Origin of the sequence: Microbispora sp. H10830 (genome assembly GCF_014161375.1) — a bacterium.
GTDB lineage: Bacteria > Actinomycetota > Actinomycetes > Streptosporangiales > Streptosporangiaceae > Microbispora > Microbispora catharanthi.
In genome coordinates this window covers 683,505-708,466 of record NZ_JABBWX010000001.1, presented here as the reverse complement: position 1 = coordinate 708,466, position 24,962 = coordinate 683,505, and the positions used below count along the sequence as shown (strand labels likewise).

The 24,962-nt window shown below is 71.2% G+C and carries 26 protein-coding genes; 8 read left to right on the top strand and 18 right to left on the bottom strand.

Features of this window, described 5'->3' with window-relative positions:
- The gene (locus HHX35_RS03325; RefSeq protein ID WP_182897498.1) at positions 1 to 930 is read left to right on the top strand and encodes an NAD-dependent epimerase/dehydratase family protein; all 930 of its coding nucleotides are present in this window, start codon (positions 1 to 3) and stop codon (positions 928 to 930) included.
- A 34-nt stretch (positions 931 to 964) separates the two neighbouring features.
- Positions 965 to 1,870, top strand: a complete 906-nt coding sequence (locus HHX35_RS03320) for a Gfo/Idh/MocA family protein (RefSeq protein WP_182897497.1) — start codon at positions 965 to 967, stop codon at positions 1,868 to 1,870.
- A gap of 60 nt (positions 1,871 to 1,930) precedes the next feature.
- Here the strand turns inward: HHX35_RS03320 and HHX35_RS03315 are convergent, their stop codons facing one another.
- A complete protein-coding gene (locus HHX35_RS03315) occupies positions 1,931 to 3,253 on the bottom strand; it encodes a Glu/Leu/Phe/Val dehydrogenase (RefSeq protein WP_182897496.1) in 1,323 nt (440 codons plus the stop codon).
- Between the two features lie 254 nt (positions 3,254 to 3,507).
- Here HHX35_RS03315 and HHX35_RS03310 point away from each other — a divergent pair, with 254 nt between their 5' ends.
- Positions 3,508 to 5,091, top strand: coding sequence for an alkaline phosphatase D family protein (locus HHX35_RS03310; RefSeq protein ID WP_182897495.1), 1,584 nt, complete (start codon positions 3,508 to 3,510; stop codon positions 5,089 to 5,091).
- Here the strand turns inward: HHX35_RS03310 and rocD are convergent.
- The 13 genes from rocD to HHX35_RS03245 all read right to left on the bottom strand — a co-directional run bounded on the left by rocD (position 5,060) and on the right by HHX35_RS03245 (position 16,793).
- On the bottom strand, positions 5,060 to 6,265 hold the full coding sequence (gene rocD, locus HHX35_RS03305; RefSeq protein WP_182897494.1) for an ornithine--oxo-acid transaminase: 1,206 nt from the start codon (positions 6,263 to 6,265) through the stop codon (positions 5,060 to 5,062). The two genes, HHX35_RS03310 and rocD, sit on opposite strands and share 32 nt — an antisense overlap.
- Positions 6,262 to 7,116 (bottom strand): dimethylargininase, encoded by an 855-nt coding sequence (ddaH, locus tag HHX35_RS03300; RefSeq protein WP_182897493.1) that lies wholly within the window; start codon positions 7,114 to 7,116, stop codon positions 6,262 to 6,264. Before ddaH ends, rocD begins: the two co-directional genes overlap by 4 nt.
- A gap of 107 nt (positions 7,117 to 7,223) precedes the next feature.
- The gene (locus tag HHX35_RS03295; protein ID WP_030506266.1) at positions 7,224 to 7,673 is read right to left on the bottom strand and encodes an Lrp/AsnC family transcriptional regulator; all 450 of its coding nucleotides are present in this window, start codon (positions 7,671 to 7,673) and stop codon (positions 7,224 to 7,226) included.
- A 159-nt stretch (positions 7,674 to 7,832) separates the two neighbouring features.
- Positions 7,833 to 8,549 (bottom strand): DsbA family protein, encoded by a 717-nt coding sequence (locus HHX35_RS03290; protein WP_182897492.1) that lies wholly within the window; start codon positions 8,547 to 8,549, stop codon positions 7,833 to 7,835.
- On the bottom strand, positions 8,546 to 10,006 hold the full coding sequence (locus HHX35_RS03285) for a cytosine permease (protein WP_220504909.1): 1,461 nt from the start codon (positions 10,004 to 10,006) through the stop codon (positions 8,546 to 8,548). Before HHX35_RS03285 ends, HHX35_RS03290 begins: the two co-directional genes overlap by 4 nt.
- A complete protein-coding gene (locus tag HHX35_RS03280) occupies positions 10,003 to 10,335 on the bottom strand; it encodes a Rieske 2Fe-2S domain-containing protein (RefSeq protein ID WP_182897491.1) in 333 nt (110 codons plus the stop codon). The genes HHX35_RS03285 and HHX35_RS03280 overlap by 4 nt, the downstream gene beginning before the upstream one ends.
- A complete protein-coding gene (locus HHX35_RS03275) occupies positions 10,332 to 11,171 on the bottom strand; it encodes an iron-containing redox enzyme family protein (RefSeq protein ID WP_139579571.1) in 840 nt (279 codons plus the stop codon). Before HHX35_RS03275 ends, HHX35_RS03280 begins: the two co-directional genes overlap by 4 nt.
- Positions 11,172 to 11,176: 5 nt before the next feature.
- A complete protein-coding gene (locus HHX35_RS03270) occupies positions 11,177 to 11,986 on the bottom strand; it encodes a dihydrodipicolinate synthase family protein (protein ID WP_310738874.1) in 810 nt (269 codons plus the stop codon).
- Positions 11,987 to 11,994: 8 nt separating this feature from the next.
- Entirely contained in the window at positions 11,995 to 12,501 is a 507-nt protein-coding gene (locus HHX35_RS03265) for a DUF6190 family protein (RefSeq protein ID WP_182897489.1), read from the bottom strand.
- A complete protein-coding gene (locus HHX35_RS03260; protein WP_182897488.1) occupies positions 12,491 to 13,702 on the bottom strand; it encodes an aminotransferase class I/II-fold pyridoxal phosphate-dependent enzyme in 1,212 nt (403 codons plus the stop codon). The genes HHX35_RS03265 and HHX35_RS03260 overlap by 11 nt, the downstream gene beginning before the upstream one ends.
- Before the next feature lie 489 nt (positions 13,703 to 14,191).
- On the bottom strand, positions 14,192 to 14,878 hold the full coding sequence (locus tag HHX35_RS03255; RefSeq protein ID WP_182897487.1) for a DsbA family protein: 687 nt from the start codon (positions 14,876 to 14,878) through the stop codon (positions 14,192 to 14,194).
- A gap of 32 nt (positions 14,879 to 14,910) precedes the next feature.
- Complete coding sequence (locus tag HHX35_RS03250) at positions 14,911 to 15,735, bottom strand: MBL fold metallo-hydrolase (RefSeq protein ID WP_182897486.1); 825 nt, start codon at positions 15,733 to 15,735, stop codon at positions 14,911 to 14,913.
- A gap of 29 nt (positions 15,736 to 15,764) precedes the next feature.
- Entirely contained in the window at positions 15,765 to 16,793 is a 1,029-nt protein-coding gene (locus HHX35_RS03245) for a DMT family transporter (protein ID WP_182897485.1), read from the bottom strand.
- 129 nt (positions 16,794 to 16,922) lie between these two features.
- Between HHX35_RS03245 and HHX35_RS03240 the strand changes: the two genes are divergently transcribed.
- Positions 16,923 to 17,609, top strand: coding sequence for a TetR/AcrR family transcriptional regulator (locus HHX35_RS03240; protein WP_259404693.1), 687 nt, complete (start codon positions 16,923 to 16,925; stop codon positions 17,607 to 17,609).
- Here the strand turns inward: HHX35_RS03240 and HHX35_RS03235 are convergent.
- Complete coding sequence (locus HHX35_RS03235; protein ID WP_182897484.1) at positions 17,563 to 18,255, bottom strand: TetR/AcrR family transcriptional regulator; 693 nt, start codon at positions 18,253 to 18,255, stop codon at positions 17,563 to 17,565. The two genes, HHX35_RS03240 and HHX35_RS03235, sit on opposite strands and share 47 nt — an antisense overlap.
- 64 nt (positions 18,256 to 18,319) lie before the next feature.
- On the opposite strand from HHX35_RS03235, the gene HHX35_RS03230 reads away from it, so the two are divergent.
- From HHX35_RS03230 to HHX35_RS03220, 3 genes are all read left to right on the top strand, one after another.
- Positions 18,320 to 19,063, top strand: a complete 744-nt coding sequence (locus tag HHX35_RS03230; RefSeq protein WP_182897483.1) for an ABC transporter ATP-binding protein — start codon at positions 18,320 to 18,322, stop codon at positions 19,061 to 19,063.
- The gene (locus tag HHX35_RS03225) at positions 19,060 to 19,788 is read left to right on the top strand and encodes an ABC transporter permease (protein ID WP_182897482.1); all 729 of its coding nucleotides are present in this window, start codon (positions 19,060 to 19,062) and stop codon (positions 19,786 to 19,788) included. The genes HHX35_RS03230 and HHX35_RS03225 overlap by 4 nt, the downstream gene beginning before the upstream one ends.
- Positions 19,789 to 19,858: 70 nt before the next feature.
- Complete coding sequence (locus HHX35_RS03220) at positions 19,859 to 20,767, top strand: LysR substrate-binding domain-containing protein (RefSeq protein WP_030506250.1); 909 nt, start codon at positions 19,859 to 19,861, stop codon at positions 20,765 to 20,767.
- Between the two features lies 1 nt (position 20,768).
- On the opposite strand, the gene HHX35_RS03215 is transcribed toward HHX35_RS03220, so the two are convergent.
- On the bottom strand, positions 20,769 to 21,668 hold the full coding sequence (locus HHX35_RS03215) for a helix-turn-helix transcriptional regulator (RefSeq protein WP_182897481.1): 900 nt from the start codon (positions 21,666 to 21,668) through the stop codon (positions 20,769 to 20,771).
- Positions 21,669 to 21,894: 226 nt separating this feature from the next.
- Here HHX35_RS03215 and HHX35_RS03210 point away from each other — a divergent pair, with 226 nt between their 5' ends.
- A complete protein-coding gene (locus HHX35_RS03210) occupies positions 21,895 to 22,389 on the top strand; it encodes an ATP-binding protein (protein WP_139579516.1) in 495 nt (164 codons plus the stop codon).
- A 245-nt stretch (positions 22,390 to 22,634) separates the two neighbouring features.
- Here the strand turns inward: HHX35_RS03210 and HHX35_RS03205 are convergent, their stop codons facing one another.
- Entirely contained in the window at positions 22,635 to 23,345 is a 711-nt protein-coding gene (locus tag HHX35_RS03205) for a DUF5941 domain-containing protein (RefSeq protein WP_182897480.1), read from the bottom strand.
- Positions 23,342 to 24,940, bottom strand: coding sequence for a CDP-alcohol phosphatidyltransferase family protein (locus HHX35_RS03200; RefSeq protein WP_182897479.1), 1,599 nt, complete (start codon positions 24,938 to 24,940; stop codon positions 23,342 to 23,344). Before HHX35_RS03200 ends, HHX35_RS03205 begins: the two co-directional genes overlap by 4 nt.
- Positions 24,941 to 24,962 lie beyond the last annotated feature (22 nt).

The window sequence follows — 24,962 nt, the reverse complement described above, 5'->3', positions numbered from 1 at the left end:
ATGGGCAGGCATGTGATCGTCGGATCGGGACAGGTCGGCGGCGGCCTCGCCGAGACGCTGGCGGAGCGCGGGCACGAGGTGACCCTCGTCACCCGCTCGGGCTCCGGCCCGGAGCGTCCGCGGATCTCGCGGGTCGCCGCGGACGCGGCCGACGCCGCCGTGATGCGGCGGCTCACCGAGGGGGCCGACGCGCTCTACAACTGCGCCAACCCGCGCTATCACCGGTGGCCCCTGGACTGGCCGCCGATCGCGGCCTCGCTGCTGGCCGCCGCCGAGTCGTCCGGGGCCGTCCTGGTCACCCTGGGCAACCTGTACGGATACGGGCCGGTGGACGGACCGATGACCGAGGATCTGCCGCTCGCCGCGACGGGCACCAAGGGCATGGTCCGGGCGCGGATGTGGGAGGAGATGCGGGCCGCCCACGAGGCCGGCCGGGTGCGGGTCACCGAGGTGCGCGGCTCGGACTACTACGGGCCGCGGTCGTCCGACCAGTCGTACGTGGGGCCGCGGCTCCTGGAGCCCCTGCTCGCGGGCAAGCCCGCCACCGTCGTGAGCGACCCCGACATCCCGCACAGCTGGACGTACCTGCCCGACGTCGTGCGGGCGCTGGCGGCGGCCGCGGGGGAGGAGCGCGCGTGGGGCCGGCCCTGGCATGTCCCGACCGCGCCGCCCTTCACCATGCGGCAGTTCGCCGAGATGGTGTGCGAGGCCGCGGGCGCCCCGGCGCCGCGCCTGCGGCGGCTGCCGTCGTGGACGCTGAAGGCGGGGGGCCTCGTATCGCCGTTCCTGCGCGAGCTGGGGGAGACCCGTTATCAGTTCGACCGGCCGTACGTGCTCGACTCCTCCGCCTCCCAGGCGGTCCTCGGGTTCGGGCCGACGCCGGTCGAGGACGGGGTGAAGGAGACGGTGGCGTGGTGGCGGGGGCGCTGAAAAGCGCCGGAAGGACGGCGATAGTCTCCCCGGCATGAGAGTCGGGATCATCGGCCTGGGAGACATCGCGGAGAAGGCGTACCTGCCCGTGCTGGCCGCGACGCCGGGCATCGAGCCGCTGCTGTGCACCCGCGACCGGGCGGCTCTCGACCGGCTCGGCGACGTGTACCGGATCGGCGCGCGTTTCACCTCCGTGGACGGCCTCGCCGAGGCCGGGATCGACGCGGCGTTCGTGCACGCGGCCACCAGCGCGCACGTCCCGATCGTGACCACGCTGCTGGAGGCGGGCGTGCACGTCTACGTGGACAAGCCGCTCGCCTACGACGCCGCCGCCTCCGCCGGGCTCGTACGGCTGGCACGCGAGCGGAACAGGTCGCTGATGGTCGGGTTCAACCGCAGGCACGCCCCCGCGTACGCGGCCCTGCGCGGCCTGCCGCGCGACGTGATCGTGATGCAGAAGAACCGGCGTGACCTGCCCGGTGATCCGCGGACCATGATCTTCGACGACTTCGTCCACGTGGCCGACACGCTGCGCTTCCTCGCCCCCGGGCCGGTCACCGACACCACGATCAGAACCAGGGTGCGGGACGGCCTGCTCGAACACGTGGTGCTGACGCTCGGCGGCGACGGGTTCACCGCCGTCGGCGTGATGAGCCGCACCAGCGGAGCGGCCGAGGAGACCTGCGAGGTCATGGGCGGCGGCGGCAAGCGGCGGGTCGTCAACCTCGGCGACGTGGTGGACCTCGCCGGGGACGAGGTCCTCACGAGGCGTGGCGACTGGGTCCCGGCGACCCGGCAGCGCGGCATCGAGCAGATCTGCCGGGAGTTCCTCGCCGCGGTCCGGGAGGGCCGGATCCTCACGGCCGACGACGCCCTGGTGACCCACGAGCTGTGCGAACAGATCGTGCTGGCCGCCACGGACACGGCGGCGACGGCCTGACCGCCTCCCGGAAGCCGCATATTCCCGGGAGGCGGTCGTCGTCGCCGTCTCAGAGGGGCGTCAGGGGTAGAGGCCCCGCATCCGGTGGGCCTCGGCCACCCGCCCCACCCCGATCGCGTGGGCGGCCTGGCGGAGCGTGAGGTCACGCTCCGCGGCCAGGTCCGCGACCGCCCGGTAGGCGTTCTCCATCAGGTCGCGGAGCTTCACCTCGACCTCTCCGGCGCTCCAGGAGTACGCCTGGGTGTTCTGCACCCACTCCAGGTAGGACACGATCACCCCGCCGGCGTTGGCCAGGATGTCGGGGACCACCGTGACCCCGTTGCCGGCCAGGATCAGGTCGGCCTCAGGCGTGGTGGGCCCGTTGGCGCCCTCCACGACCAGGCGGGCCCGTACGCGCGGCGCGTTGTCCGCCGTGATCACGCCTTCGAGCGCGGCCGGCACCAGCACGTCCACGTCGAGTTCGAGCAGCTCGTCGCGGGAGAGCGGGTCGGCATCGCGGTAGCCGTGGACCGACCCGGTCTCGGCGGCGTGGGCGCGCAGCGCGGCGACGTCGAGGCCGGAGAGGCGGACGACCGCGCCGCCCGCGTCGGAGACGGCCGCGACACGGCAGCCGGCGTCGGCGAGGTACTGCGCGGCGAGCGCGCCCACCTTGCCGAAGCCCTGCACCGCCACGGTCGCGCCCTCGGGGGATCGCGCCCTGCTCATCTGGGCCAGCGCCTGCAGCGCGGCGATCTGCACCCCGCGCGAGGTCGCGCCCGCGCGGCCGAGCGAGCCGCCGAGCGCCGTGGGCTTGCCGGTCACCACGCCCGGGACCGAGTAGCCCGCGTTGGCGCTGTAGGTGTCCATGATCCAGGCCATGGTCTGCTCGTCGGTGCCCACGTCGGGCGCGGGGATGTCCTTCTCCGGGCCGATGAGCGGCAGGATCTCGTTGACGTAGCGCCGGGTGACGCGTTCGAGCTCGCGGGTGGTCAGCGCGGCCGGGTCCACCGCGACGCCGCCCTTGGCCCCGCCGTACGGGATGCCGACGAGGGCGCACTTCCACGTCATCCACATGGCGAGGGCGGTGACCTCGGCGAGATCGGTGGCGGGGTGGAAACGGATGCCGCCCTTGGCGGGTCCGCGCGACAGGTTGTGCTGCACGCGGTGGCCCTGCACCACCTCCAGGCGGCCGTCCTCGCGCCGTACGGGCACGGAGACCGTCAGCGAGCGGCGGGGCGTGGCGAGCATGTGGTGCATGCCGTCGTCGAGACCGAGGAAGCGGGAGGCCTCGGCGAGCTGGAAGCGGGCGGCGGCGAGGGCGCGCTCACCCAGTGAGGGGCCATGGAGGTCGGGGATCGGGGACCGAACCCCCGACGCCGTTGTCGGGAAGTCCGTGATGGTCATTCTGTTGTTCTCCTGTCGGAAGGGTGGCCGTCCCCCGGACCCCGCGTGCCGTCGTCGTTGACGGCCGCGAAAGGCGGACCGGGAGGAGCGACATCTGGATCAAACCGTGGACCGGGTGATCGCGATATAGGCCAATACGGAGATCGGCGGGCGGAATTTCGCCGTTCCGGCGCATAGGTGGCGCGCCCCGTGAACGGCGGTGGACGGATGGGCGCAAGTCGCGCTTTGCCGCCCTTTTGCAGTAGACAGGGTTCGTGCCGGAACTTGTGCTGGGCCCGCTGCTGCGCCACGTGGACGCGGCCGCCGCGACCGTCTGGGTGGAGACCTCCGAGCCCTGCACGGTCCGCGTGCGGGCCGGCGACGCCTGCTCGGAGGAGCGCACCTTCACCGTGCACGGCCACCACTACGCCCTGCTCGACGTCGGCATCGAGGGCCCGGTGGCCTACGAGGTGGAGCTCGACGACCGGCGGGTGTGGCCGGAAGAGGGCCTGCCGCCCAGCGTGATCCACCCGCTGACCCGCCTCGACCGGCTGATCTTCGGCTCCTGCCGCACCAGCGTCCCGCACGAGGAGCCGTACGTGCGCACGCACGGCCCGGACGTCCTGCGGGCGTACGGCATGCGCCTGATGGAGTCGCCGGACGAGCGGCCCGACCTGATCCTGCTGCTGGGCGACCAGGTGTACGCCGACGAGCTCACGCCGGACATGAAGGAGTTCATCGCCGGGCGCAGGGACGAAGGACCCGAGGAGGTCGTCGACTTCGAGGAGTACGCCGAGCTGTACCGGCAGGCGTGGTCCGACCCTCCGGTCCGCTGGCTGATGGCCACGGTGCCCACCCTGATGATCTTCGATGACCACGACGTCAGGGACGACTGGAACACCTCGAACGTCTGGCGCGAGCAGATGGCCGAGGTGCCCTGGTGGGAGCGGCGCATCGTCTCCGCGCTCGGCTCCTACTACGTCTACCAGCACCTGGGCAACCTGCCGCCGGCCGAGCGGGCGGCCGATCCGGTGCTCGCCGCGCTGCGGGCAGGCGGCGGCGACGAGGCGCTGGACACCTTCGCCCGGCGGGCCGACAAGGAGCCCGACTCGGTGCGCTGGAGCTACCACAGGGACCTGGGCGGCACCCGGCTGATCGTGCTGGACAGCCGCAGCGCCCGGGTGCTGGAGCCGGGACGCCGGCGGATGCTCGACCCCGGGGAGTGGGACTGGTTCGACAAGCACGCCACCGGCGACTTCGACCACCTGCTCGTCGGGTCCTCGCTGCCGATCCTGCTGCCCGCGGGGATCCACCACGTGGAGAGCTGGAACGAGGCGGTCTGCGACGGCATCTGGGGCCGCAGGGCGGCGCGGTGGGGCGAGCGGGTGCGGCAGTTTCTCGACCTGGAGCACTGGGGGGCCTTCCGCCGGTCGTTCGAGGAACTCGCGCAGGTGGTGCTGGAGGTCGCCTCGGGCGGCCGGGGGAGGCCGCCCGCGACCGTCCTGCTGCTGTCGGGCGACGTCCACTACTCCTATATGGCGTCCGTGCGGCGCCGGGGCGGCGGGCGCGTCCACCAGGTCGTCTGCTCGCCGATCCGCAACCCGCTGAGCCGCACCCTGCGCTTCGCCAACATCGTGGCGTCGTTCGGGCTCGCGGGCGTGCTCGGCGGGGTGCTGGCCAGGGCCGGGGGCCTTCCCCGGCCGCCGTTGCGGTGGCGCATCAGCAAGGGACCCTGGTTCCCCAACATGATGACCGCCATCGACCTGGCGCCCGGGGAGGCCACGGTGACGTGGTTCACCGACACCGGCGATCAGGACGCGGTGCGGATCAGGCCCGAGCCTCCCGCAGCACCGCGCTGAGCTGGTCCGCCGCCCAGGCCAGGTCGTCCCGGGAGACGACGAGGGGCGGCGCGAGGCGGATCGTCGAGCCGTGCGTGTCCTTGACGAGCACGCCGCGCCGCATGAGCGCCTCGCTGATCTGCCGTCCGGTGCCGAGCGAGGGGTCGATGTCGATGCCCGCCCACAGCCCGCGCCCGCGCACCGCCACCACGCCGGGGCCGAGGTCCGCCAGGCGCGCGTGCAGGAACGCGCCGAGCTCGCGGGCCCTGGCCTGGTACTCGCCGGTCCGCAGCAGCCCGATCACCGCGTCGCCGACGGCGCACGCCAGCGGGTTGCCGCCGAAGGTGGAGCCGTGCTGGCCGGGCCCGATCACGCCCATGACGTCGCTGTTCGCGACGACCGCGGAGACCGGGACCACGCCGCCGCCGAGGGCCTTGCCCAGGACGTACAGGTCGGGGACGACCCGCTCGTGGTCGCAGGCGAACGTGTCCCCGGTGCGGCCGAGGCCCGACTGGATCTCGTCGGCCACGAACAGCACGTTGTTGTCGGTGCAGATCTCCCGGACCGCGGCCAGGTAGCCGTCCGGCGGGACCAGCACGCCGGCCTCGCCCTGGATGGGCTCCAGCAGCACGGCCACCGTGTTCTCGTCGATCGCCTCCCTGACCGCCTCGGCCGAGCCGTACTTGACGATCCGGAAGCCGGGGGAGAAGGGGCCGAAGCCCTCCCGCGACTCGGGGTCGGTGGAGAAGCCCACGATGGTCGTGGTGCGGCCGTGGAAGTTGTCCTCCATCACGACGATGTTGGCCTGGTCGGGGGCGACGCCCTTGACCTCGTAGCCCCACTTGCGGGCGACCTTGACGGCGGTCTCGACGGCCTCCGCGCCGGTGTTCATCGGCAGGACCATGTCCTTGCCGCACAGCTCGGAAAGGCCGGTCACGAACGCGGCGAACCGGTCGTGGTAGAACGCGCGGCTGGTCAGCGTCAGCCGGTCGAGCTGCTCGCGGGCCGCCGCGAGGATCGCGGGGTTGCCGTGGCCGAAGTTCAGCGAGGAGTAGCCGGCCAGGCAGTCGAGATACCGCTTGCCCTCCACATCGGTGACCCAGGCGCCCTCGGCCGAGCTGATCACGACGGGCAGCGGGTGGTAGTTGTGCGCGCTGTGGCTCTCGCTGAGCCGGATCAGTTCCTCGCTGTTCATCGAATCTCCCTGTTCGGCCGGATCTCGAGGGTGCAGCACTTGGGCCCGCCGCCGGCCTTGCGCAGCTCGCCGAGGTCCACCGGGACGACCTCGAAGCCACGGCGCTTGAGTTCCAGGATCAGCCCGGTCGCCTCGGCGTTGACGACGACGTTGCGGCCGTCGCTCACCGCGTTGAGGCCCAGCACCTCCGCGTCCGCGGACGTGGCGATCACGGCGTCGGGGAACAGCCGCCGCAGCACCTTCCTGCTGCCCTCGCTGAACGCCTCCGGATAGTACGCCACGTTGTGGCCGTCCAGCGGAAACAGGGCGGTGTCGAGGTGGTAGTACCTCGGGTCGACCAGGCGCAACGTGACGACCGGCCGGCCGAGGAACTCCTGGGCCTCCATGTGCGCCGCCACGTCGGTGCGGAAGCCCGTCCCGGCCAGGATCATCTCGTCGAGCGTCAGGTAGTCGCCCTCGCCCTCGTTGGTGAAGGACGCCTCCAGTGTCTCGTATCCCCGTTCGACGAACCACCGCAGGTAGGCGGGGCCCTCGGCGGCGCGTTCCGGGTGGGCGAACCTCGCTCCGTAGACCCGTCCGTCCACGACGAGCGCGCCGTTCGCGGCGAACACCATGTCCGGCAGGCCATCGATCGGGTCGATCAGGCTGACGCGGTGGCCGAGCGCCTCGTACGCCTGCCGGAGGCTGTCCCACTGGTGCAACGCCCTGGCCGTGTCGGCGCCCTTCTCGGGATGCATCCACGGGTTGATGGAATACGAGACCGTGAAGAACTCGGGCCGGCACATCAGGAAATGCCGGAACGTACCCGTACGACCACTTTCCGTGGTCTCGGTGGCGGGCGCGAGTGTCATCGTCGACTCCAAGCGGGAAACCGGGTGAACGGGACTTCAGCGTAGGAATCGGAAGGCGACAATCCAATGCGCCCGCGTTGCGATCACCTGTGGATCGGTTGCGTCCTTCACCCGTTTTGCAGCGATCCGTTAATCAGCCGCGACAGCACGATCGAACTCTTGGTGCGCACCACGAACGGCTCGGCCGCCAGGCGTTCGATCACCCGCTCGACGTGCCGCACGTCGGTCGCGCGGATGTGCAGCAGCGCGTCGGCCTCGCCGGTGACCGTGCAGGCGGAGACGACCTCCGGGTGCCGGGACACGGCCATGCCGATCTCCGCCGGTGAGGTCTTGCCCCGGCAGTACAGCTCGACGTACGCCTCGGTGGTCCAGCCGAGGGCCGACGGCTCCACCCGGGCGCTGAAGCCGGTGATCGCGCCGCTGGCGATGAGCCGGTCGACCCGCCTCTTCACGGCCGGAGCCGACAGCCCCACTTGAGCGCCTATCTCGGCGTACGTCGCCCGGGCGTCCTCGACAAGGGCCCGGATTATGGCGCGATCAAGCTCGTCCAACCTCACGTGGACCTGTATACAGCCGCCGGGCCCGGCACGCCCCCGCCCCGGGCATGTGCCTGCGCCGCGCCAGGCATGCGGAGGGCGCGGGCACGAGGAGGCGCGGGCACGCGGAGGGCGCGAGCCCCCTCGCCGGGCCCGCGCCCTCTCTTCGACGGCGGGTCGTCAGGCCGCCGTCTCGCAGATCAGCTCGGCCGCCCTGGCCAGCAGATCCGTGTAGACGGTCGGGTCGTCGGCCTCGATGACCGGGAAGCCCACGCCGAAGTCGCCGTTGACCCACCGCGCCCGCACGCCGGGATTGGCGACGTCGGTCCCGTCGTACAGGAACACGTGGGGGCTGCAGTCGACCCGGCCGTGCCGGGCCGACTCGAACTGATCCATCACCGCCCGCCGGGCGCGGCCGTCGTCGAGCGCCTCGGCCAGCGCCCCGACGTCGACCGCCCCGGTGGAGGCCGCGACGTCGAGGATCTCGTGCCGCAGCGAGATGCACCGGCCCTCGGCCCAGAAGGCCCGGCGCAGCGCCAGGTCGAGCTGTTCCGAGGCGTGCAGGCTCTGCGCCTTGGCCGCCTGCACGGCCTCCAGGGGCGGCAGCATCGTGACCGGGTAGGTCCAGTCGGGCCCCTGCCACAGCCGCCAGCCGGCGCCGGGGTCGAGCGCGCCGACCACCGACACCTCCGAGTCGACCCCGGGGCGCTCGTTCACCGTCCGGTTGAACAGCTCCAGCGGGAAGCAGCGGTGGTCGAACCACAGCCGTCCCTCCAGGCCGAGCCGCCGGCGCGCCTCGTGCAGGCGGTAGACGGCCAGGTGGGCGAAGGAGCAGTTGAGGTCGGAGAAGACCACGATCGTGTCGGGCGAGCCGGGCAGCCGCGGATCTCTGTTCATCTCGAATCACCTCCGGTCGGAACGGCCGTCTCGGGGAACAGCCGGCACAGCGCGGCGTAGAGCAGCGCCGCCGTGCAGAACGGCACCAGGCAGCTCAGGTCCACCCCGCCCGCCAGGCGGGCGAACGGGCCGGTGTAGATCGTGTTGTCCACGAACAGCAGCCCCAGGACCACCGCGGGGACGAACGCCCCCAGAGCCCGGAGGTTGAACCCGCCGGTGAACCAGTAGCCGCCCCGGTGACCGGGCCGGGCGAAGCCGTACAGGTCCTCGGGGTGGTACCGGCCCCGCCGCAGGGCGAACCCGACCAGCATGATCGCGGTCCACGGAGAGACGAGGACGAGCAGGATCAGCACGAACGTCGAGATCGACTCGATGGCGTCGAAGACGATCGCCCCGACATAGAGGGTGGCGACGCCGAGCGCCCACATCAGCCACGTCGCGGCGGCGCGGGGGATCCGCCACAGGATGGAATTGGCCGACAGCCCCGCCGCGTACAGGCACAGTGCCGCCTGCGGCAGCGTGCCGGCGAACCCGAAGGCGATCACCACGACCGTGAACCAGCGGGGCACGGCGTCGGCCACCCCGAGGATCCAGGGCACCGAGCCGTTCTTCAGCATCGTGGTGACGTAGGCGCCGCCGACGAGCGCGAGCGCGTTGCTCACGTACATCGCCGCGCCGTTGTACGCCACCGCCGCCCGGTCGCGGACCCCGGGCGACAGGTAACGGCTGTAGTCGCCCTGGAACGTCGAGTACGACACCGGGAGCGTGGCGCTGAAGGACACGGCCAGCAGCCAGGTCCGCCAGAAGTCGCCAAGCGCATACGGCCCGCCCGCGTACGCCGGGTCGAAACCGGGCAGCAGCACCACGACCAGCGCCAGCAGCACCAGCCCGCCGATCACCGTCATGACCTTGTACGTCGCCAGCAGCGCGCCGTATCCGTACACCGCGACCACAACGACGGCCAGTGCCATCAGCGGCATCGTGACGGCGAGGCCTGCCGGGCCGGCCGGGGTGCCGAGCACCCGCTGGCCGGCCGCGAGGATGGCCGTCGCGCCCGTCCACACCGCGATCGAGAAGAACCCGATCGCGACCACGATCGTGATGACGTTGGCGACGACCCGGCCGCGCACGCCGAAGTGGGCGCCGCTGGACACCGCGTCGTTCGCGCCGGTGCGCTTGCCGAACAGCACGAGCGGTGCGAACACCGCCGTGCCGATCAGCAGCCCCACCAGGATCGCGGTGACGGAGGCCGTCCAGCTCAGGCCGAAGCTCACCGGCACCGAGCCGAGCACCACCGTGCCGAACGAGAACTGGGCCGAGTGCCAGATCCACAGGAACTCGCGGGGCGAGGCGGTGCGCTCGCCGTCCGGGATCCGGTCGACGCCGTGCGCCTCCACCCGCGTGCTCTGCCCGGTGCTCTGCCCGGTGACCTGGGCGGGCAGCTCGCGGGTGGTCACGGAGCACCCGCCTCGGGCCGGACGGCCTCGGCGTACGCCGCCGCCTCCGCCGCCGACCGAGGAGACGCGGCGTCCTCGGGCAGCAGCGTGACGCGCAGCGACCCGCACGGCGGGCCGGCCACCTGCCGGCCGGTGAGCAGGTCGAACGTGGAGTGGTGCAGCGGGCAGGTGATCCGCAGCGTCCGGCCGTTGAGGTAGCCGTAGCGCAGCCGCCCCCTGCGGTGGGGGCACTCCGCCTGGGTCAGCACCCGCCTGCCCGCCACCTCGATGAGCAGGAGGTCGGGCGCGATCTGGCGCAGCGAGACAGGCCGGCCCGTGTCGTCGGTCATGCGGGCACCTTCCTCGCCCTGTCCACCGCCGCCTCCGTGGCCTCCGCAATGACGGCGCTGGTCAGCGTGACGCCGGCCCACACCTTCGCCAGGTCGACCTCGCGGTGCTCGCCCAGCGCACGTATCGCGGTCTGCATCTGCTTGGAGTGGAAGCTGTCGATGTACAAATGTTCTGTGTAGTACCGGTCGTTGCTGATGCCGAGCCGTTTCGCCGCGGCCGCGAAGGGCTTGAAGGCGTACAGCACGCTGGCCTCGAAGTAGGCGTACGCGCCGAGGAAGTACTCCGGCGCCGGCGCCCGGTCGGCCAGCCAGTGGAACAGGTTGACGTACGCGAAGCTGGCGTCCCCGGCCAGGTCTACGTAGTGCTCCAGGTCGGCGGGCATGCCCAGCTCGGTCACCAGGTCGCGGTAGAGCCGCGAGTGCTCCATGTCGTCGTTGCCGCAGCCGAACTCGTCGATGAGCACGCGCAGCACGGCCATGCGCGCCTTCGACGGCAGGCGCCGCAGGATCCCGAGGTGGGACTGCGACTCCACCAGGCCGTCGACGGCGAACTCCGCGACCACCGTCTTGAACTGGTCGAGGGTGGCCTCCTCCGCGAGGAACCGCTCGTCGCCGGAGGGGTTGGCCTGCTCCTTGGCCAGCAGGTCGTGGAGCGCGTCGATCAGCTCGATGCGGAACCCGAAGCGGGGAGCGCGCTCCTCGTGCTCGGCGGCGAGACGCACCACCCAGTCGCGCTCGATCTCGCACAGCTCGGCGTACCTCTCGGGAGTGAGGACCGAGCGGTTGTAGACGTAGAGCCGCTTCTGGGCGGAGTCTCCGGGCCGGACCTCCAACATCCCGCTCACCCCGCTTCCTCGACGACCGCGTCGGTGTCGATGACCCCGCGGCGGTGCAGTTCCTTCTTCAGGTGCCGGTACCAGTCGTCGTTGAACAGGCCGTACCGCTCACAGGTCGCGTCGATCTCGCGCTGCCGTCGCTCGGACGGCTGGGCGAGCATGGCGTTGGCGAGGCCGGGCTCCAGGTTGGCCAGGGGACCGATGAACCCGGCGACCCCTCCGGGCCCCGTCACCTCGTGCAGGAGGTTCTCCCAGCCCTCGAACACCGGGATCTCGGGGACCGCGGCGACGAGCTTCCTGGTGAACTCGGCCGACCCGCTGGACTCCTTGATACCGACGACGCCGGGCAGGGCGCAGACGCGCACCAGGGTGTCCAGTTCGATCTGGTTGCCCGACAGGGCCTTCTCGTTGTAGACGAACAGCGGGACCGGCACGGCCTCCCGGATCGCCCGATAGTGCTCGTAGATCTCCTCCTGCGTGAGGTCCGGCGAGAAGGGGGTGGTGACGGCGATCGCCGCCACGCCGAGGGCCTGGGCCTCCTTCGCTCTGGCGATCACCTCCTCGGTGGTCGGCGACTGAACGCCGGCCAGGACGGGCAGCCCGTCCGCGTGGCGGACGGTGTACGCGACCACGTCGTGCCACTGCCGATCCGACAGCTTCCACCCCTCGCCGGTGGACAGGGCGGGCATCAGCCCGGTGACCTCGCTCCTGAGGGACTCGACGAGCCGCCGTACGCTCGGCTCGGCCACCTCGCCCGCCTCGGTCAGGGGCGTGACCATGGGGACGATCGTCCCCGAGTGCTTTGCTGGATACACGGGTCACCTCACAGGTCGTCGACGTCGACTCGCAGGGCCAAGGACCGCTCGTAGAGCCGCTCCAGCGGCGCCGGGAACACCGGTTCGTCGTCGGCCGGCTTCGCCGGCTCCACCGGCCGGACCGGGAGGTCGGGGCGCAGGCTCAGCCGGGGGCTGGCCGTGACCACGACCGTGTCGCGGCGCATCGCCATCGCCACGAGCAGCCGCTCGTGCAGCGGAAGGTCCGACAGCACCCCGGCCTCGAGGGCGAGGCGCAGGTCCTGCTCGTCGTAGCCGATGCGGTCGATGGCCATGTCGGAGTGGAGGTTGTCCATGAACGGGTAGTACTCGTCCTGCGCCTTGCGGGGGTACCGCCAGACCAGGTCGTCGCACCGCCCGACGTGCTCCAGGCTCATCAGGACGTGGCCGCCGGACAGGCGCTCGGTGAAGAAGCGCTTGCACCCCCGCCGGACGTCGTCGTCGCGGCTGTGCATGCCCATGAACAGGGCGGCGTCGAGGAAGGGCTTATCGCTCATAGCCGAGCAGCACCTCACGCATCCGGTGCATGGCGCAGGCGAAGGTGCCGGGCCGGCGGGCGAGGGCGACGCGGATGTAGCGCTCGCCCTTGGCCGGGTCGTTCCAGTAGAAGTACGTGCCGGGCAGCACGTAGATCTCGTCCTCCAGCAGCCGCTGCTGCAGCTCGCTCGCGGTGAGGTCCTCCGGCTTGATGCGGAACCACGCGACGCTCGTGTTCACCACGGGCTCGACGTACTCGAGGATCGTGTCCTCGACGGCCTTGACGGCCATCGCCCGGTTGTCGGTGATGACGTCGCGCACCGAGGCGAAGTTGTCCTCGATGGAGTCCTCGACGTACTGGGTGAGGAAGTTGAGGACGAACGGCGAGACGTTCAGCAGGACGGCCGTCTGGATGTTGTAGACCTCCTCCTTGATGTCGTCGCTGACCGTCAGCATCGCGCACTTGGCGTCCTGCACCGGCCAGGTCTTACCGGTGTCCTCCAGCGCCATGTACGAGACGCCCGACTCCTCCAGCAGCTGGTAGATGTCGATGCGCCCGATCTTCTCGTCGCACAGCGCGAACGACGCGAAGCACAGGTCGAGCATCAGCAGCTTGCCGTGGTCCTTGCAGTAGCGGATGACCTCGCGGAATCCGTCCATCCCGTACTGCAGGAGACTGAATCCGGTCGGATTGTTTGGGTCGACCAGATAGAGCGCGTCTGTTTCCAGCGTGCTCAGGTTCGCGTAAATGCGGGCCGGATCGGCGAGCGACTCCTCCGGCAGCGCGGTGAGTGGGACCTGCATGTGCTTGAGCAGGTCGACGAGATTGTCGAAGCACGGCTCGATGAGGCCGACCGACATGTTCCGCTGCATCAGGTACATGGCGGCGACCATTGTGGAGACGCTGGCCGAATACGACAGCCAGGTTTTGCCGGCGGCCGCTGCGGTGGGCTGCCTGTGCAGCCGGAAGAAGGCGTCGATGAATCGGCGCTCGAAATACGCCTGCTGGTTTTCCTCGGCCTCGTACCACAGGTCGGGGAGGCGGGAGACGATCTTGTCCTGGCCGGCCGACTGACGCTGGTGGGTGTGTGCGTCGGCGAGGTTCCACCGGGTCTTCAGGGCCTGGATCTCGTGCTGGGTGAGGTCGACGAACCCGGTCACGTCCGGCGTGCCGGACGCGCTGAGCGGCGTCTCTTCGATTTCCGAACCGACATTGTTCATGACAGATCCCTTCACTGGTGCGGAACATGGAGTAGCGCAAGAGTGGTGCGGGAAGACATGCGTCGGAGGCGGCGGTTTCGCCGCGAGCTCCTTCTTACGGAGAAGCAGGGAGGAACGTCACTCCCGTTTTGCCCGCGATGGGCGATGCAATAAAAGGTACGTCTCACTTACGGCGGAGTCAACGGGTGAGACGGGAAATGCTTCTTTCCGGATTTCCGGAATGGTCCGGCTTTCGCGTCACCGGACGCTGACCCTGGGTAATCAAAATTCGCATCGATTATCCCAGGAATGGGGCTCGTCCATAAAGAATCGGCGCGCGTCGACGTGCCGGCGCGCGCCGATGAAAGAGCCGGTCGCGTGCTGCGCCGGCGGGCCACGCGGGTCCGCCGGCGTTCTGCGCCCCCGGGAGAGGGCCGTTCTGTGTGCCCGGGAGAGGGCTGTTCTGCGTTACCGGGGGGAGGGCTGTTCGGTGTTACCGGGGAGCTTCGGTCAGGCGGCGGCGCGCTTGAGGATGTCCTCGAACACGCTCGGATCGTCGGAGGAGACGACGGGCCAGCCGATGCCGTACGAACCCACCCAGCCGACCTCGATTCCGGGGTTGGCGTGGTCGGTGCCGTCCGGCAGGAACAGGTGCGGGCTGCAGTTCACCCGGTCGGTCGCCGCGATGGCGGCCTGTTCGGACAGCGTCCTGCGTGCCCGGCCGTCGTCGAGTGCGGCCGCCAGGGCGTCCACGTCCACCACGCCGGTGGACGCGGCGGCGTCCAGGATGACCTTGCGATGGCTGATGCACCGCGACTCGGCCCAGAACGCCTTCCGCAGCGCCAGGTCGAGCTGTTCCGACGCCGTGAACCCCTGCTCCTTGGCCGCCTGGACGGCCTCGAGCGCGGGCAGCGTGGTGGACGGGTACAGCCAGTCCTTCGCCTGCCACAGCTGCCACCCCGCGTCGGGCTCCAGCGCGGCCATCCGGCCCACCTCGCTGTCGGTCCCCGGCCGGGGACTGGGCGCGTCGTTGAGCAGTTCCAGGGGGAAGGCGCGGTGGTCGAACCGGACCCGGTCGGTGAGGCCCAGCCGTTCCCGGGTCCTGTGGAGCCGGTGCACGGCTATGTGCGCGAAGGAGCACCAGATATCCGAGAAGATGATGATGGTGCCGGGTTCCGGGGTCAGTGTCGTCGTCATCGACGTTCTCCTTGTGTCGTGCCTCGTGGCGCTCAGGCCGCGCCGGCGCTGAGCGTGGCCCCCTCGTGCTTGGCGAGCACGGCCTCCACCAGCACGTCCTCGTCCGGCAGCCACGGCGTCATGGAGGGCACCTCACGCAGCGTCTTCACGAGCGTCTCGGTGCCCTCCACGACGGTGGCGCCGTGCGAGCTGAGGATGTGCCGGGGGGCGAGCCGGAGCAGTTCGTCCAGCACGGTGTCGAACTTGGCCGGGTCGGCCAGTGCGGTCCAGGGGGCGTTGGCCCTGGTGAACAGGGCCATCCCGGCGAGGTAGTCGCTCTCCGGGATGTCCTGGGCGTCCTCCGCCAGTGTCGGCAGGATCGCGCCGAAGCTGTCCGCGCTGAACAGCGAACGGGTGGCGTGATCGTAGAGGGCCAGCGTCGAAGGGGAGTCGTAGGCGGGCGGGCGCAGCAGGGAGACGATCCTGCCCCCGAGGTCGAGCGTGCGGCCGGGGTTGACCTGCAGGACGCGGTTCGGGGGCACGTCCCACTCCTCGCCGAGCCGCGCGACGGCCAGGCCGTTCGTGATGACCTTGGCCTGCGGCGCCGCCATGAGGACTTCCTTGAGGTTGCCCGCGTGGTCCCTGTCGTCGTGCGTGAGCACGATCCAGCGCAGGTCGGCCGGGTCGACCAGGGACCACAGGGCCTGTTCGAAGTAGCCGCGGTCGATCGCCATGCCGGTGTCGACGAGGATCGGCTGCGGGCCGCGGATCAGGTAGGCGTTCACCGGCAGCAGACCGGCGCCGGTGATGGGGAGGGACGACGGCAGCGTGGTGACGCCGGGTGTCGCCTCGTAGGGGCTGCGCAGATAGGAGGTCATGGAGGGGGTCCTTTCCGCGGTGAGGTGACTCAGGTGAGCTGGACGAGCACCGAGCCGACGATGAGCAGGGCGAGACCGGACAGGCGCGGCGCGGTGAGCGGGCGGCGGGGCAGCCGCAGGAAGCCGTAGTTGTCGATCACGGCCGAGGCGACCTGCTGGCCGGTCACGGTCAGCGCCACGGTGGTGGCGGCGCCGATCGTGGGGATCAGCGTGAAGGTCGCGGTGACGTACGCCGCGGCGCAGGCGCCGCCGAGCCAGCCCCACCAGGGCATCGTGCGCAGCCCGCCGAGCTGCGGCCGGGGGGTGCGGCGCGTCGCCAGCAGGACGAGCAGAACCACGGCGATGGTGATCGTGGCCACGATGAAGCTGATCATCGCGGTGGTCACCGGCTCGTGGATGTCCTTGCGCAGCGCGGCGTTGACCGCTCCCTGCACCGGCAGGACCGCGCCGGCCACGATGCCCAGCAGGATCCAGCCGCCCTGGCCGAGGCCGCCGCTCCGGCGTACGGCCGCCGCCGTCGCGGCCGGGGCGGTGACGGTGGCCGTCCCGCCACGGGCGGGAGTGCCGGGAGCGCCGCCGGACGCCGGTCCCGCCGCGGGCGGCGACTGCGCCGGGCGCTGTCCCCGGATGATGACCGTGATGCCGGCGAGGACCGCGAGCGCGCCGAGCGCGATGCCGACGCTGAGCGGCTTGCGCGCGATGCCGAACAGGCCGAACAGGTCCAGCCCCAGCGACGCGAACATCTGGCCGGTCACGAACAGGCCCGCCGCGGCCAGCGCGCCGAGGCGGGGGAAGAGCAGGATCCCGCTGGTGATGTAGAGCGGGCTGGCCAGACCCCCGAGCAGGTGCCAGAAGGGCACGCCGGGCACGAGGCGGACGGCGCCGATCGCTCCGACCGCGACCGCGAGGAGCGCCAGCAGGGCCGTCGCCACGCCCAGTTGCAGGGTCGAGGCGCCGTACGGCGTCCCCACGGCCTTGTTGAGCTGGAGATTCACCGAGGCTTGCACTGCCAGTAAGCAGCCGACCAGCAGTGCCGAGGCGAGGAACAGGGCATGCATCGCGATCCCTCTTCTAGAGAACCGGATTTCCGAGAAGCCGGGCCAGAACCGGACATGGTGTCCGGATGAGCGTAAGGCAAAAGTGGACGCTCTGTCCACATCGTTCCGCCGGGGGGCTACCATGTCCTCATGAACAACGGGTTTATGGATCCTGGCGGGAACCGGAGGAACGGCCGCGTTCCGTCGGAGGGGACCATGCCGGCCGGCATCGGCCGGGAACTGCCCGTGCTCGACCTCGAACCGGGCCGCCCGGCGCCGGTGCGGGAACGGGCGGACGCCGCGCGCAACCGCATGCGCGTGCTGAAGGCGGCCGAACAGCTTTTCGCGACGAGGGACGCGCGGCACGTCACCATGGACGAGATCGCCAAGGCGGCGGGGGTGGGGCGGGCCACGCTCTACCGGCGCTATCCGGACCCCGCCTCGATCGCGACGGCCCTCCTGGACGAGCACGAGCGGCAGGTGCAGGGACACATTCTGAACGGCCCGCCGCCGCTCGGTCCGGGGGCCTCACCGGCCGACCGGCTGGCCGCGTTCCACATCGCCATGATCGACCTGCTGGAGCGTCACCTGCACCTCGTGCTGGGAGCCGAGACCGGGAGCGCACGCTTCGGCACCGGCGCCTACCGCTTCTGGCGCGCGCACGTGCGGATGCTGCTGACCGAGGCGCGAGTGCCGGACCCGGAGGGAATGGCGGACACCGTGCTGGCGCCGCTCGCGCCCGAGGTCTACCAGTTCCAGCGGCACACCCTGGGCCTGTCGCAGGCCCGGGTCACCGAGGCGCTGGTGTGGAGCGCTCGCCGGCTCGCGGGCGGCTGAGCGATCCGGGCTCGGGGCGCGGGCAGTAGCCGCCCACTCCGCGCTCCAGCAGGTCGAAGGCGCGCTCGGCGTGCTCCCTGATGTCCGCCCTGATCGGCGCCGGATCCTCGCCGGCCATCTGCCGGATCGCGAAGTGGCGGGTCAGCGCGCGGACGACGGCGCAGATCTGCGCCGACACCAGCGAGGGGGTCAGGTCGTCGGGATCGGCGTCGGTCTCCTCGGCGAGCGTGCGGGTGAGCCGATCCTCCCGGTTGACGTCCAGCATGCGCACCCGCGACTGGAGCGCCACGCTCTCCCTGACCCGCTGCACGAACAGGTCCGCGCCCTCGTTCATCCCGTAACGCCAGTCGCCGGCGTCGAGGGCCTCGAAGAAGTCGCGGCGCACCGCCTCGACCGCACTCTCGCCCGCGCGGCGCTCGCGCACGACCCGGGCCAGCAGGTCCTCGGTCTCCTCGCTGCGGTCGAGGAACAGGTCCTCCTTGGTGCGGAAGTAGTTGAAGACGGTGTTGACCGACACGTCGGCGGCTCTGGCCACCTCGGCCACCGTGACGTTGTCGAACCCCCGTTGCAGGAACAACCCCATCGCGATGTCGGCGATGCGCTGACGGGTCTCCCGCTTCTTCCGCTCCCGCAGGCCCTCTTCCATGCTCCGATTGTAAGGGCGAGCACAATCTTTAAGTGACTCCAAATTTGGTGTTACTCTACTCGCCATGATTCACGCCAGAGGGCTCACCAAGACCTTCGGCCCGACCGAGGCCGTGCGGGGGATCGACCTCGACGTCTCCGCAGGGGAGATCGTCGGCTTCCTCGGACCGAACGGCGCGGGCAAGACCACCACGCTGCGCATGCTGACCACGTTGCTGCGCCCGACCTCCGGGACCGCCACTGTCGCGGGCGCCGACCTGTTCGCCGACCCCGCGGGCGTACGCCGCCGCATCGGCTACGTCGCCCAGGGCGGCGCGTTCGCCCCGTTCTCCCCCGTGGGGGAGGAGCTCGTGCTCCAGGCCCGCCTGTACGGCATGGGCAGGGCCCAGGCCCGCGAGCGGGTGACCACCCTGCTCGCCGAGCTGGACCTGCCCGGAGTCGAGGAGCGTACGAGCGTGTCGCTGTCGGGTGGCCAGAAGCGCCGTCTCGACATCGCGATGGGCCTGCTCCACCGGCCCGAGCTGCTCTTCCTCGACGAGCCGACGACCGGGCTCGACCCGCAGAGCCGCGCCAACCTGTGGGACCACGTGCGCCGCCTGCGCGAGCAGGAGGGACTGACGGTCTTCCTCACGACCCACTACCTGGAAGAGGCCGACGCGCTCTGCGACCGCATCCTGATCATCGACCACGGCCGGCTCGTCGCCCAGGGGACTCCGGACGAGCTGAAGTCCGAGCACGGCGCGCGGACGCTCGACGAGGTCTTCCTCGCCGTCACCGGCCGCGAGCTGCGCGAGGGGGCCGCCGCATGACCGCTCTCGCCGTCCTGACCGGCCACTACCTGCGTGTCTCCTTCGGCAACAAGTTCAGCCTGGTCTTCAGCGCCCTGCAGCCGTTCCTCTACCTCGTGCTGTTCGGCCCGCTGTTCGACCGCAGCGGCGTGGGTTCCTGGGCCGTCCTCGTGCCCGGCCTGCTGGTGCAGCTCGGATTGACGAGCGCGGGAATGGCGGGCTTCACCATCGTTTTCGACCAGCGGTTCGGCGTGCTCGAACGGCTGCGGGTCACGCCGGTGAGCCGGGTGACGCTGCTGCTCGGCCGGGTGCTCAGGGACAGCGTCGTGCTGCTGGTGCAGGCGACGGCGATCATCGTGGCCGCGTACGCGCTGGGCCTGCGGGCGCCGGTCGCGGGGGTGGTGGCGGCGCTGCTGCTGACCACCGTGCTGTCGGTCGGCATGGCGTCGCTGTCGTACACGGCGGCGCTCACGATACGGCAGGAGCTGTTCGCGCCCGTGATGTCCACCGTGGTGGTCCCGCTGATGCTGCTGTCGGGCGCGCTGCTGCCGATGTCGCTCGCCCCCGCATGGCTCGACGTGGTGTCGCGGCTCACGCCGTTCCGGTACGCGGTCGAGGGGTTGCGCGCGCTTTTCGCCGGTTCCTACGCGTCGTCCGCATTGTTGTGGGGGGTCGTCGTGTCCCTGGCCTTCGCCGTCCTGGGCGTTACCCTGGGCACCAGGCGTTTCCAAAGGGAAAACGCCTGATCAGGGCTAGGAAAAGGCATTCGAAGTTGATACCGGTTTGCGGGCGCCGCCGGGCACGGAGACGGTCACAATGGGTGGCGTGGCGGACGTCAACTTCACACTCGTCCAGCTGCGTTACTTCGTAACCGCGGCCGAGCTCGGCAGCATGACCGCGGCCAGCAGAGAACTCATGGTGGCGCAGTCGGCGATCTCGGCCGCCATCGCCCAAGTGGAGCGGGAGCTGGGCGTCCAGCTCCTGATCCGCCACCACGCCCGCGGCCTGTCGCTGACCCGCGCGGGGGAGCGCTTCCTCGTCGAGGCCAGGGAGTTCCTGTCCCACGCCGCGGCGCTCGCCCAGTCGGCGCGCGGCCTCGCGGGATCGCTGACCGGTGAGCTCGCCGTCGGCTGCCTGACCACGCTCGCGCCGTTCTACCTGTCCCGGCTGCTGCGCGAGTTCGCCGAGAAGTACCCCGGGGTGCGGGTCAGCGTCGCGGAGGGCGAGATCTCCGCCATGGAGTCGGCCCTGCTCGACGGGCGATGCGAGGTCGCCCTCGTCTACGCCATCGACCTCGCCCTCGACCTCGACATCCGGACGCTCACGCGGGCCAGGCCGTACGCGTTGCTGCCGCCGGAGCACCCCCTGGCCCGGGCGGAGACGGTGTCGCTGACGGACCTGGCGGCCGAGCCGATGATCCTGCTGGACTTGCCGCGCAGCCGCGACTACTTCCGGGCCATCTACCCCACCGAGCCGCGCGTGCGGTTCCGCACGTCGAGCTACGAGACGGCGCGCTCGCTGGTGGCGGGCGGGCACGGCTACTCGATACTCAACCAGCGGGCCGACAACGACCAGACCTACGACGGCGGCCGGGTCGCGTGCGTCCCGATCAGCGACGACGTGCCCGCGCTCGACGTCGTGCTCGCCTCGGTGCGCGGTGTGCGGCCCACCGCCCGGGCGGTCGCCTTCGCCGAGACCTGCCAGGCGTTCTTCTCCAGGAGGTAGTTCACCCGAGGTCGGCGAGCAGCTCCTCCAGGAACGCGCCGGTCTGCGTGGCCGGCCGGGCGTCCACGCACACCGCGTTCATCACCTGCGTGTACGCCTCGGTGTCCTCGGGCTTGTCCAGATAGAGCGCGCTGGTGAGCTGCTCCAGGTAGACGACGTCGGGCAGCTCGGGCGCTTCGAAGCGCAGGATCGTGAAAGGCCCCCCGCACGCGGCGTGCCCGCCGTGGTCGAACGGCACGATCTGCAGCGTGATGTTCGGCTGCCTCGTCACCTCGATGAGGTGTTCCAGCTGGGCCCGCATCACCTTCCGGCCGCCGATGGGGCGGCGCAGCGCCCCCTCGTCCATCACGGCCCACAGGGTCGCCGCCTCGGGCCCGGTCAGCCGCTCCTGCCGGCGCATCCGCAGGTCCACACGCCGGTCGACGTCGTCGGCGGCCCGCCCCGCGTTGCTCCGCAGGACGAGGGCCCGCGCGTACTCGGGCGTCTGCAGCAGCGTGGGCACGAACTGCAGCTCGTAGCAGCGGATGACGGACGCCGCCTCCTCCAGCCCGACGTAGAACTCGAACCAGCCCGGCAGCACGTCGCTGTACTTGTGCCACCAGCCGGGGATGTTCGCCTGCCGCGCCAGGTCGAGCAGCACGGCCCGGTCGTCGGCGTCGGTGATGCCGTAGAGAGTGAGCAGGTCGGCGACGTCCCGCTCCTTGAAGCCGACCCGGCCGAGCTCGAGCCTGCTGATCTTGGCGTGCGACCCGCGGATGGCACGGGCCGCCTTCTCGGGGGTGATGCCGCTCTCCCGGCGCAGCCGCCTGAGCTGGGCCCCGAGCAGAAGCCGCAGGGCCGTCGGGCCGCCGCGGGCGGTCCCGACCGGTACGGGGGCGGTGTGGCCCGCCTGTGCGTTCACGATCGCTCCATCGGCGGCGCTCCCGGAAGAATTCCTGGTGAACCAATCGGATTGATCATCCTACCGGACCGTGGTGAGGCCGTCTTTTCTGGGAACTTCCACGGAAAGTCGGGGGACGCGCGACATTTGCACGTGCACGCGTGCTTGCATCCGCAAGGCACAGGGCAAGATACACGACGGCAGGGAAATTCACATCATGTAATGAGTGAGACCTGAGGGATCGGCGATGACAGCAGACCTGGCGGGCCCGGGAGCCGCGACAGCGCCTCCGTGGTTGACCTCGATGTTCGAGCGCGACGACGTCGCCGGCTTGTCCCTGCCTCCGTCGGCCACGTGTACCTTTCATGGGCGCACCACGTCCGCCGCCGCGGCACGTGATTTCACCGCCAGGACGTTGTGCGGCTGGGGCGTCCCCGGCCTCGTGCCGGACGCGCAGATCGTGGTGTCCGAGTTGGTGACCAACGCGCTGCGGCACGTTCCCGGCGACCCCGCGGACGCCCCGCCGATCCGCCTGAGGCTGGTGAAGCACCGGTTTCATATCGGCTGCGGCGTGAGCGACGCCAGCGAGAGGGTGCCCGCGGTCTCGCCAGGGAACGACCTGTCGGAGTCGGGCCGGGGACTGCATCTGGTCGAGGCGCTGACCGCGGCGTGGGGATGGATCCTCACCCGCGGCGGAGGCAAGGTGGTCTGGGCGCTGTTCGACGCCTCGCCCGCCTCCTGATCAGGCCGCCTTTCGCCGTCGGCTTTCGTGTCGGCCGAGCCGCGGCAGGGCGGCGCGGGAGGGCGCCGCAGGGCAGGAGACAGCGGGTGACCGGCTCCAGGTCCGTACGGCGCGGCGGCCGGGCGGGCGACTCGACCGTGCGGCCGTCCACCGTGCCGTACGGACGGATGTGCCAGGGTGTCTCGCCTCGGTTCAGGACGTGAAGGCCGAGGAACTCGCCGGGCGGGCCGGAGACGTGGGCTCGGTCAGCCCTGCTCGGCGTCGCCCGTGACCTGCTCGGCGGCCTCCTCGGGCGACTGCTCCAGATCCTGGTCGGCCTGGGCCTGCGCGGAGGCCTTGTCCAGCCGGACCCAGCTCGTGATGCTCTCGACCGCGAACAGCACGAGCAGGTACGCCGTGAGGACGGCCGCCACGGGGGTCAGCCATCCGGCGGCGGCGGCCACGCCCAGGACCAGCAGGCGGACCTCCCAGCCCAGCCCCGCCTGGTACAGCCAGGCGGGCGGCCAGATGCCCTGCCGGGTGCGGTAGACGGTGTCGTACGTGTGGTAGCCGATCATGTAGATCAGCACGAACAGCAGCCACTTGGGCGTGTCCTCGGCCAGCCCGAGCAGGATGATCGTCAGGAACTCGGCCGCACGCAGCAGCGGGGGAGTGAGCCAGTCGAAGCGGCCCAGGTGGTCGCGGCCGGCGGTGGGCAGGACCAGCACGAGCAGCGCGGCGACGGGCACGAGCAGGATCGGGCCGTCGGTGAGGGCGCCGGCGACGGCCAGCGCCACGATCGCGATCAGCGCCACCGCGGTCGCGGGCACGGGCGGCAGCAGCCGGCCCAGGGAGCCCTTCAGCGCGTTGGCGAGCGGGCCGTCGTCGCGGTAGGCGAGCAGGCGCGCGGTCTGGACCCTGCGGCGCTCCTCGTCCGGGTCTGGAAGCGGCGTGATGGTCTGCGGCTGGGTGATCATGCGAGCGACCTCAGGAGACGTCCGGTGAGGGTATAGGTGGCCGCGATGCCGCCCCAGACGATCAGCGTGAGGAACGTCACCCGGGGGTTGAAGAACGCGGCGGTGATCGCGATAGCGGCGAAACGCTCGCCGATAGGGAACACGATCATCTTGCGGGCCCAGTGGACCGGGCGGAACTTGCCGGCCTTGGTCCACAGCTTCAGCAGCCCGCGCACGCCGGTGCTCCGGCTCGCCCTGCGCTGCTCCAGCGCCTCCCGCAGCGGACGGTCGTCGGCGACCGTCAGGTCCAGCGTGGGCAGCGGCGCGGGCGCCTTGCGCCGGTTGGCCGCACCGAACGAGAAGTCCAGCAGATGCTTGACCGACTGGAGGGCCAGCGCGACCAGCGCCAGCGTCCACACGCCCTCGCCGTCGCCGAACTGCCCGGACACCGTCGCGCCGACCGCCAGGCCGACGAAGACGGCGTACTCCTTGAACCGGTCGAACGTGGCGTCCAGCCAGGCGCCGAGCACGCCGAACTTGCGCGCGTAGCGGGCGACCTGGCCGTCCACGCAGTCGAAGACGAACGCGAAGTAGATGAGCACCCCGCCGGCCACCGCCCCCCAGCGGGTGCCGGTGGCGAACGCGCCGGCCGACAGCAGGCCAAGGGCGATGGAGATCAGCGTCACCTGGTTGGGCGTGAGCCCGCGGCGGGCCGCCCAGCGGGCGATGAAGCGCGAGTAGGTGCTGACGAAGAACGTGGTGAAGAAGCCGTCGGCGCCCTTCACGGCGTTGTTCAGCCGGGCCCGGTCCTCGTCGTACCCCGCCATCTCCGCCAGCGCCTCGTCGGCCTCGGCCTGGCTGCGGACGCGGCGGAAGAACAGGTCGCGGCGGCCCCGCCGGCCCACCGACACGCCGCGCCGGACCAGGCCGAGCACGAGAAGCTCGGTCACGTCGTCCTCGGGGCCGAACAGGTGGGCCATGTCCGCAAGCTCGCGGGCGACCTCGGCGAGGGTCTGCAGGTGCCGCTGGTGGAGGTGGAGCGGTCCGAGCAGCGCCGCGTTCGGCCGGGTCACCGCGTGGTAGGCGGTGCCGACCGAGATGATCCGGCTCCGGCCGATGCGGGTGCGCTGGGGGAGCCCCTCGATGACCTTGTCGCCGATCTCGGGCTCCGCCTCCTCGATCGGCACCTCCTCCTCCGGAGACCCGTTCTCGTCCTGCTCCTGCCGCTCCTGCCGGACGACCAGTGCGATGGCCCCCCGCTTGGCCTTGGTGATCTGGTAGATCAGCTCGTCGTGCACCAGCGAGTCGGCCGGCAGGATCAGCAGGTTCTCCTCGGCGCCCTCGACCGCGTCGGCCAGTGCGCGCAGGTCGCCGGCGACGTCACGGCTCTCCACCACCCGGCCGTACGGCCTGTGGTAGGCGGCGGCGTCCCCGGGCCGGGCGATCGTCGTCGGCTCGGGGTCCAGAGCGGTGGCCTGCGCGAGCAGCCTGTCGTACGCGGAGGGGGCCCCGGGCAGCGATTTCAGCGTGATGGCCGCGGGCAGGGCGGGCTGACCGCCGTGCGGCGGGGGACTGATCGGGCCGGGCGGGGCGCCCAGCAGGACCACGCGGGTCATGGCAACCTTTCACGCAACGGGG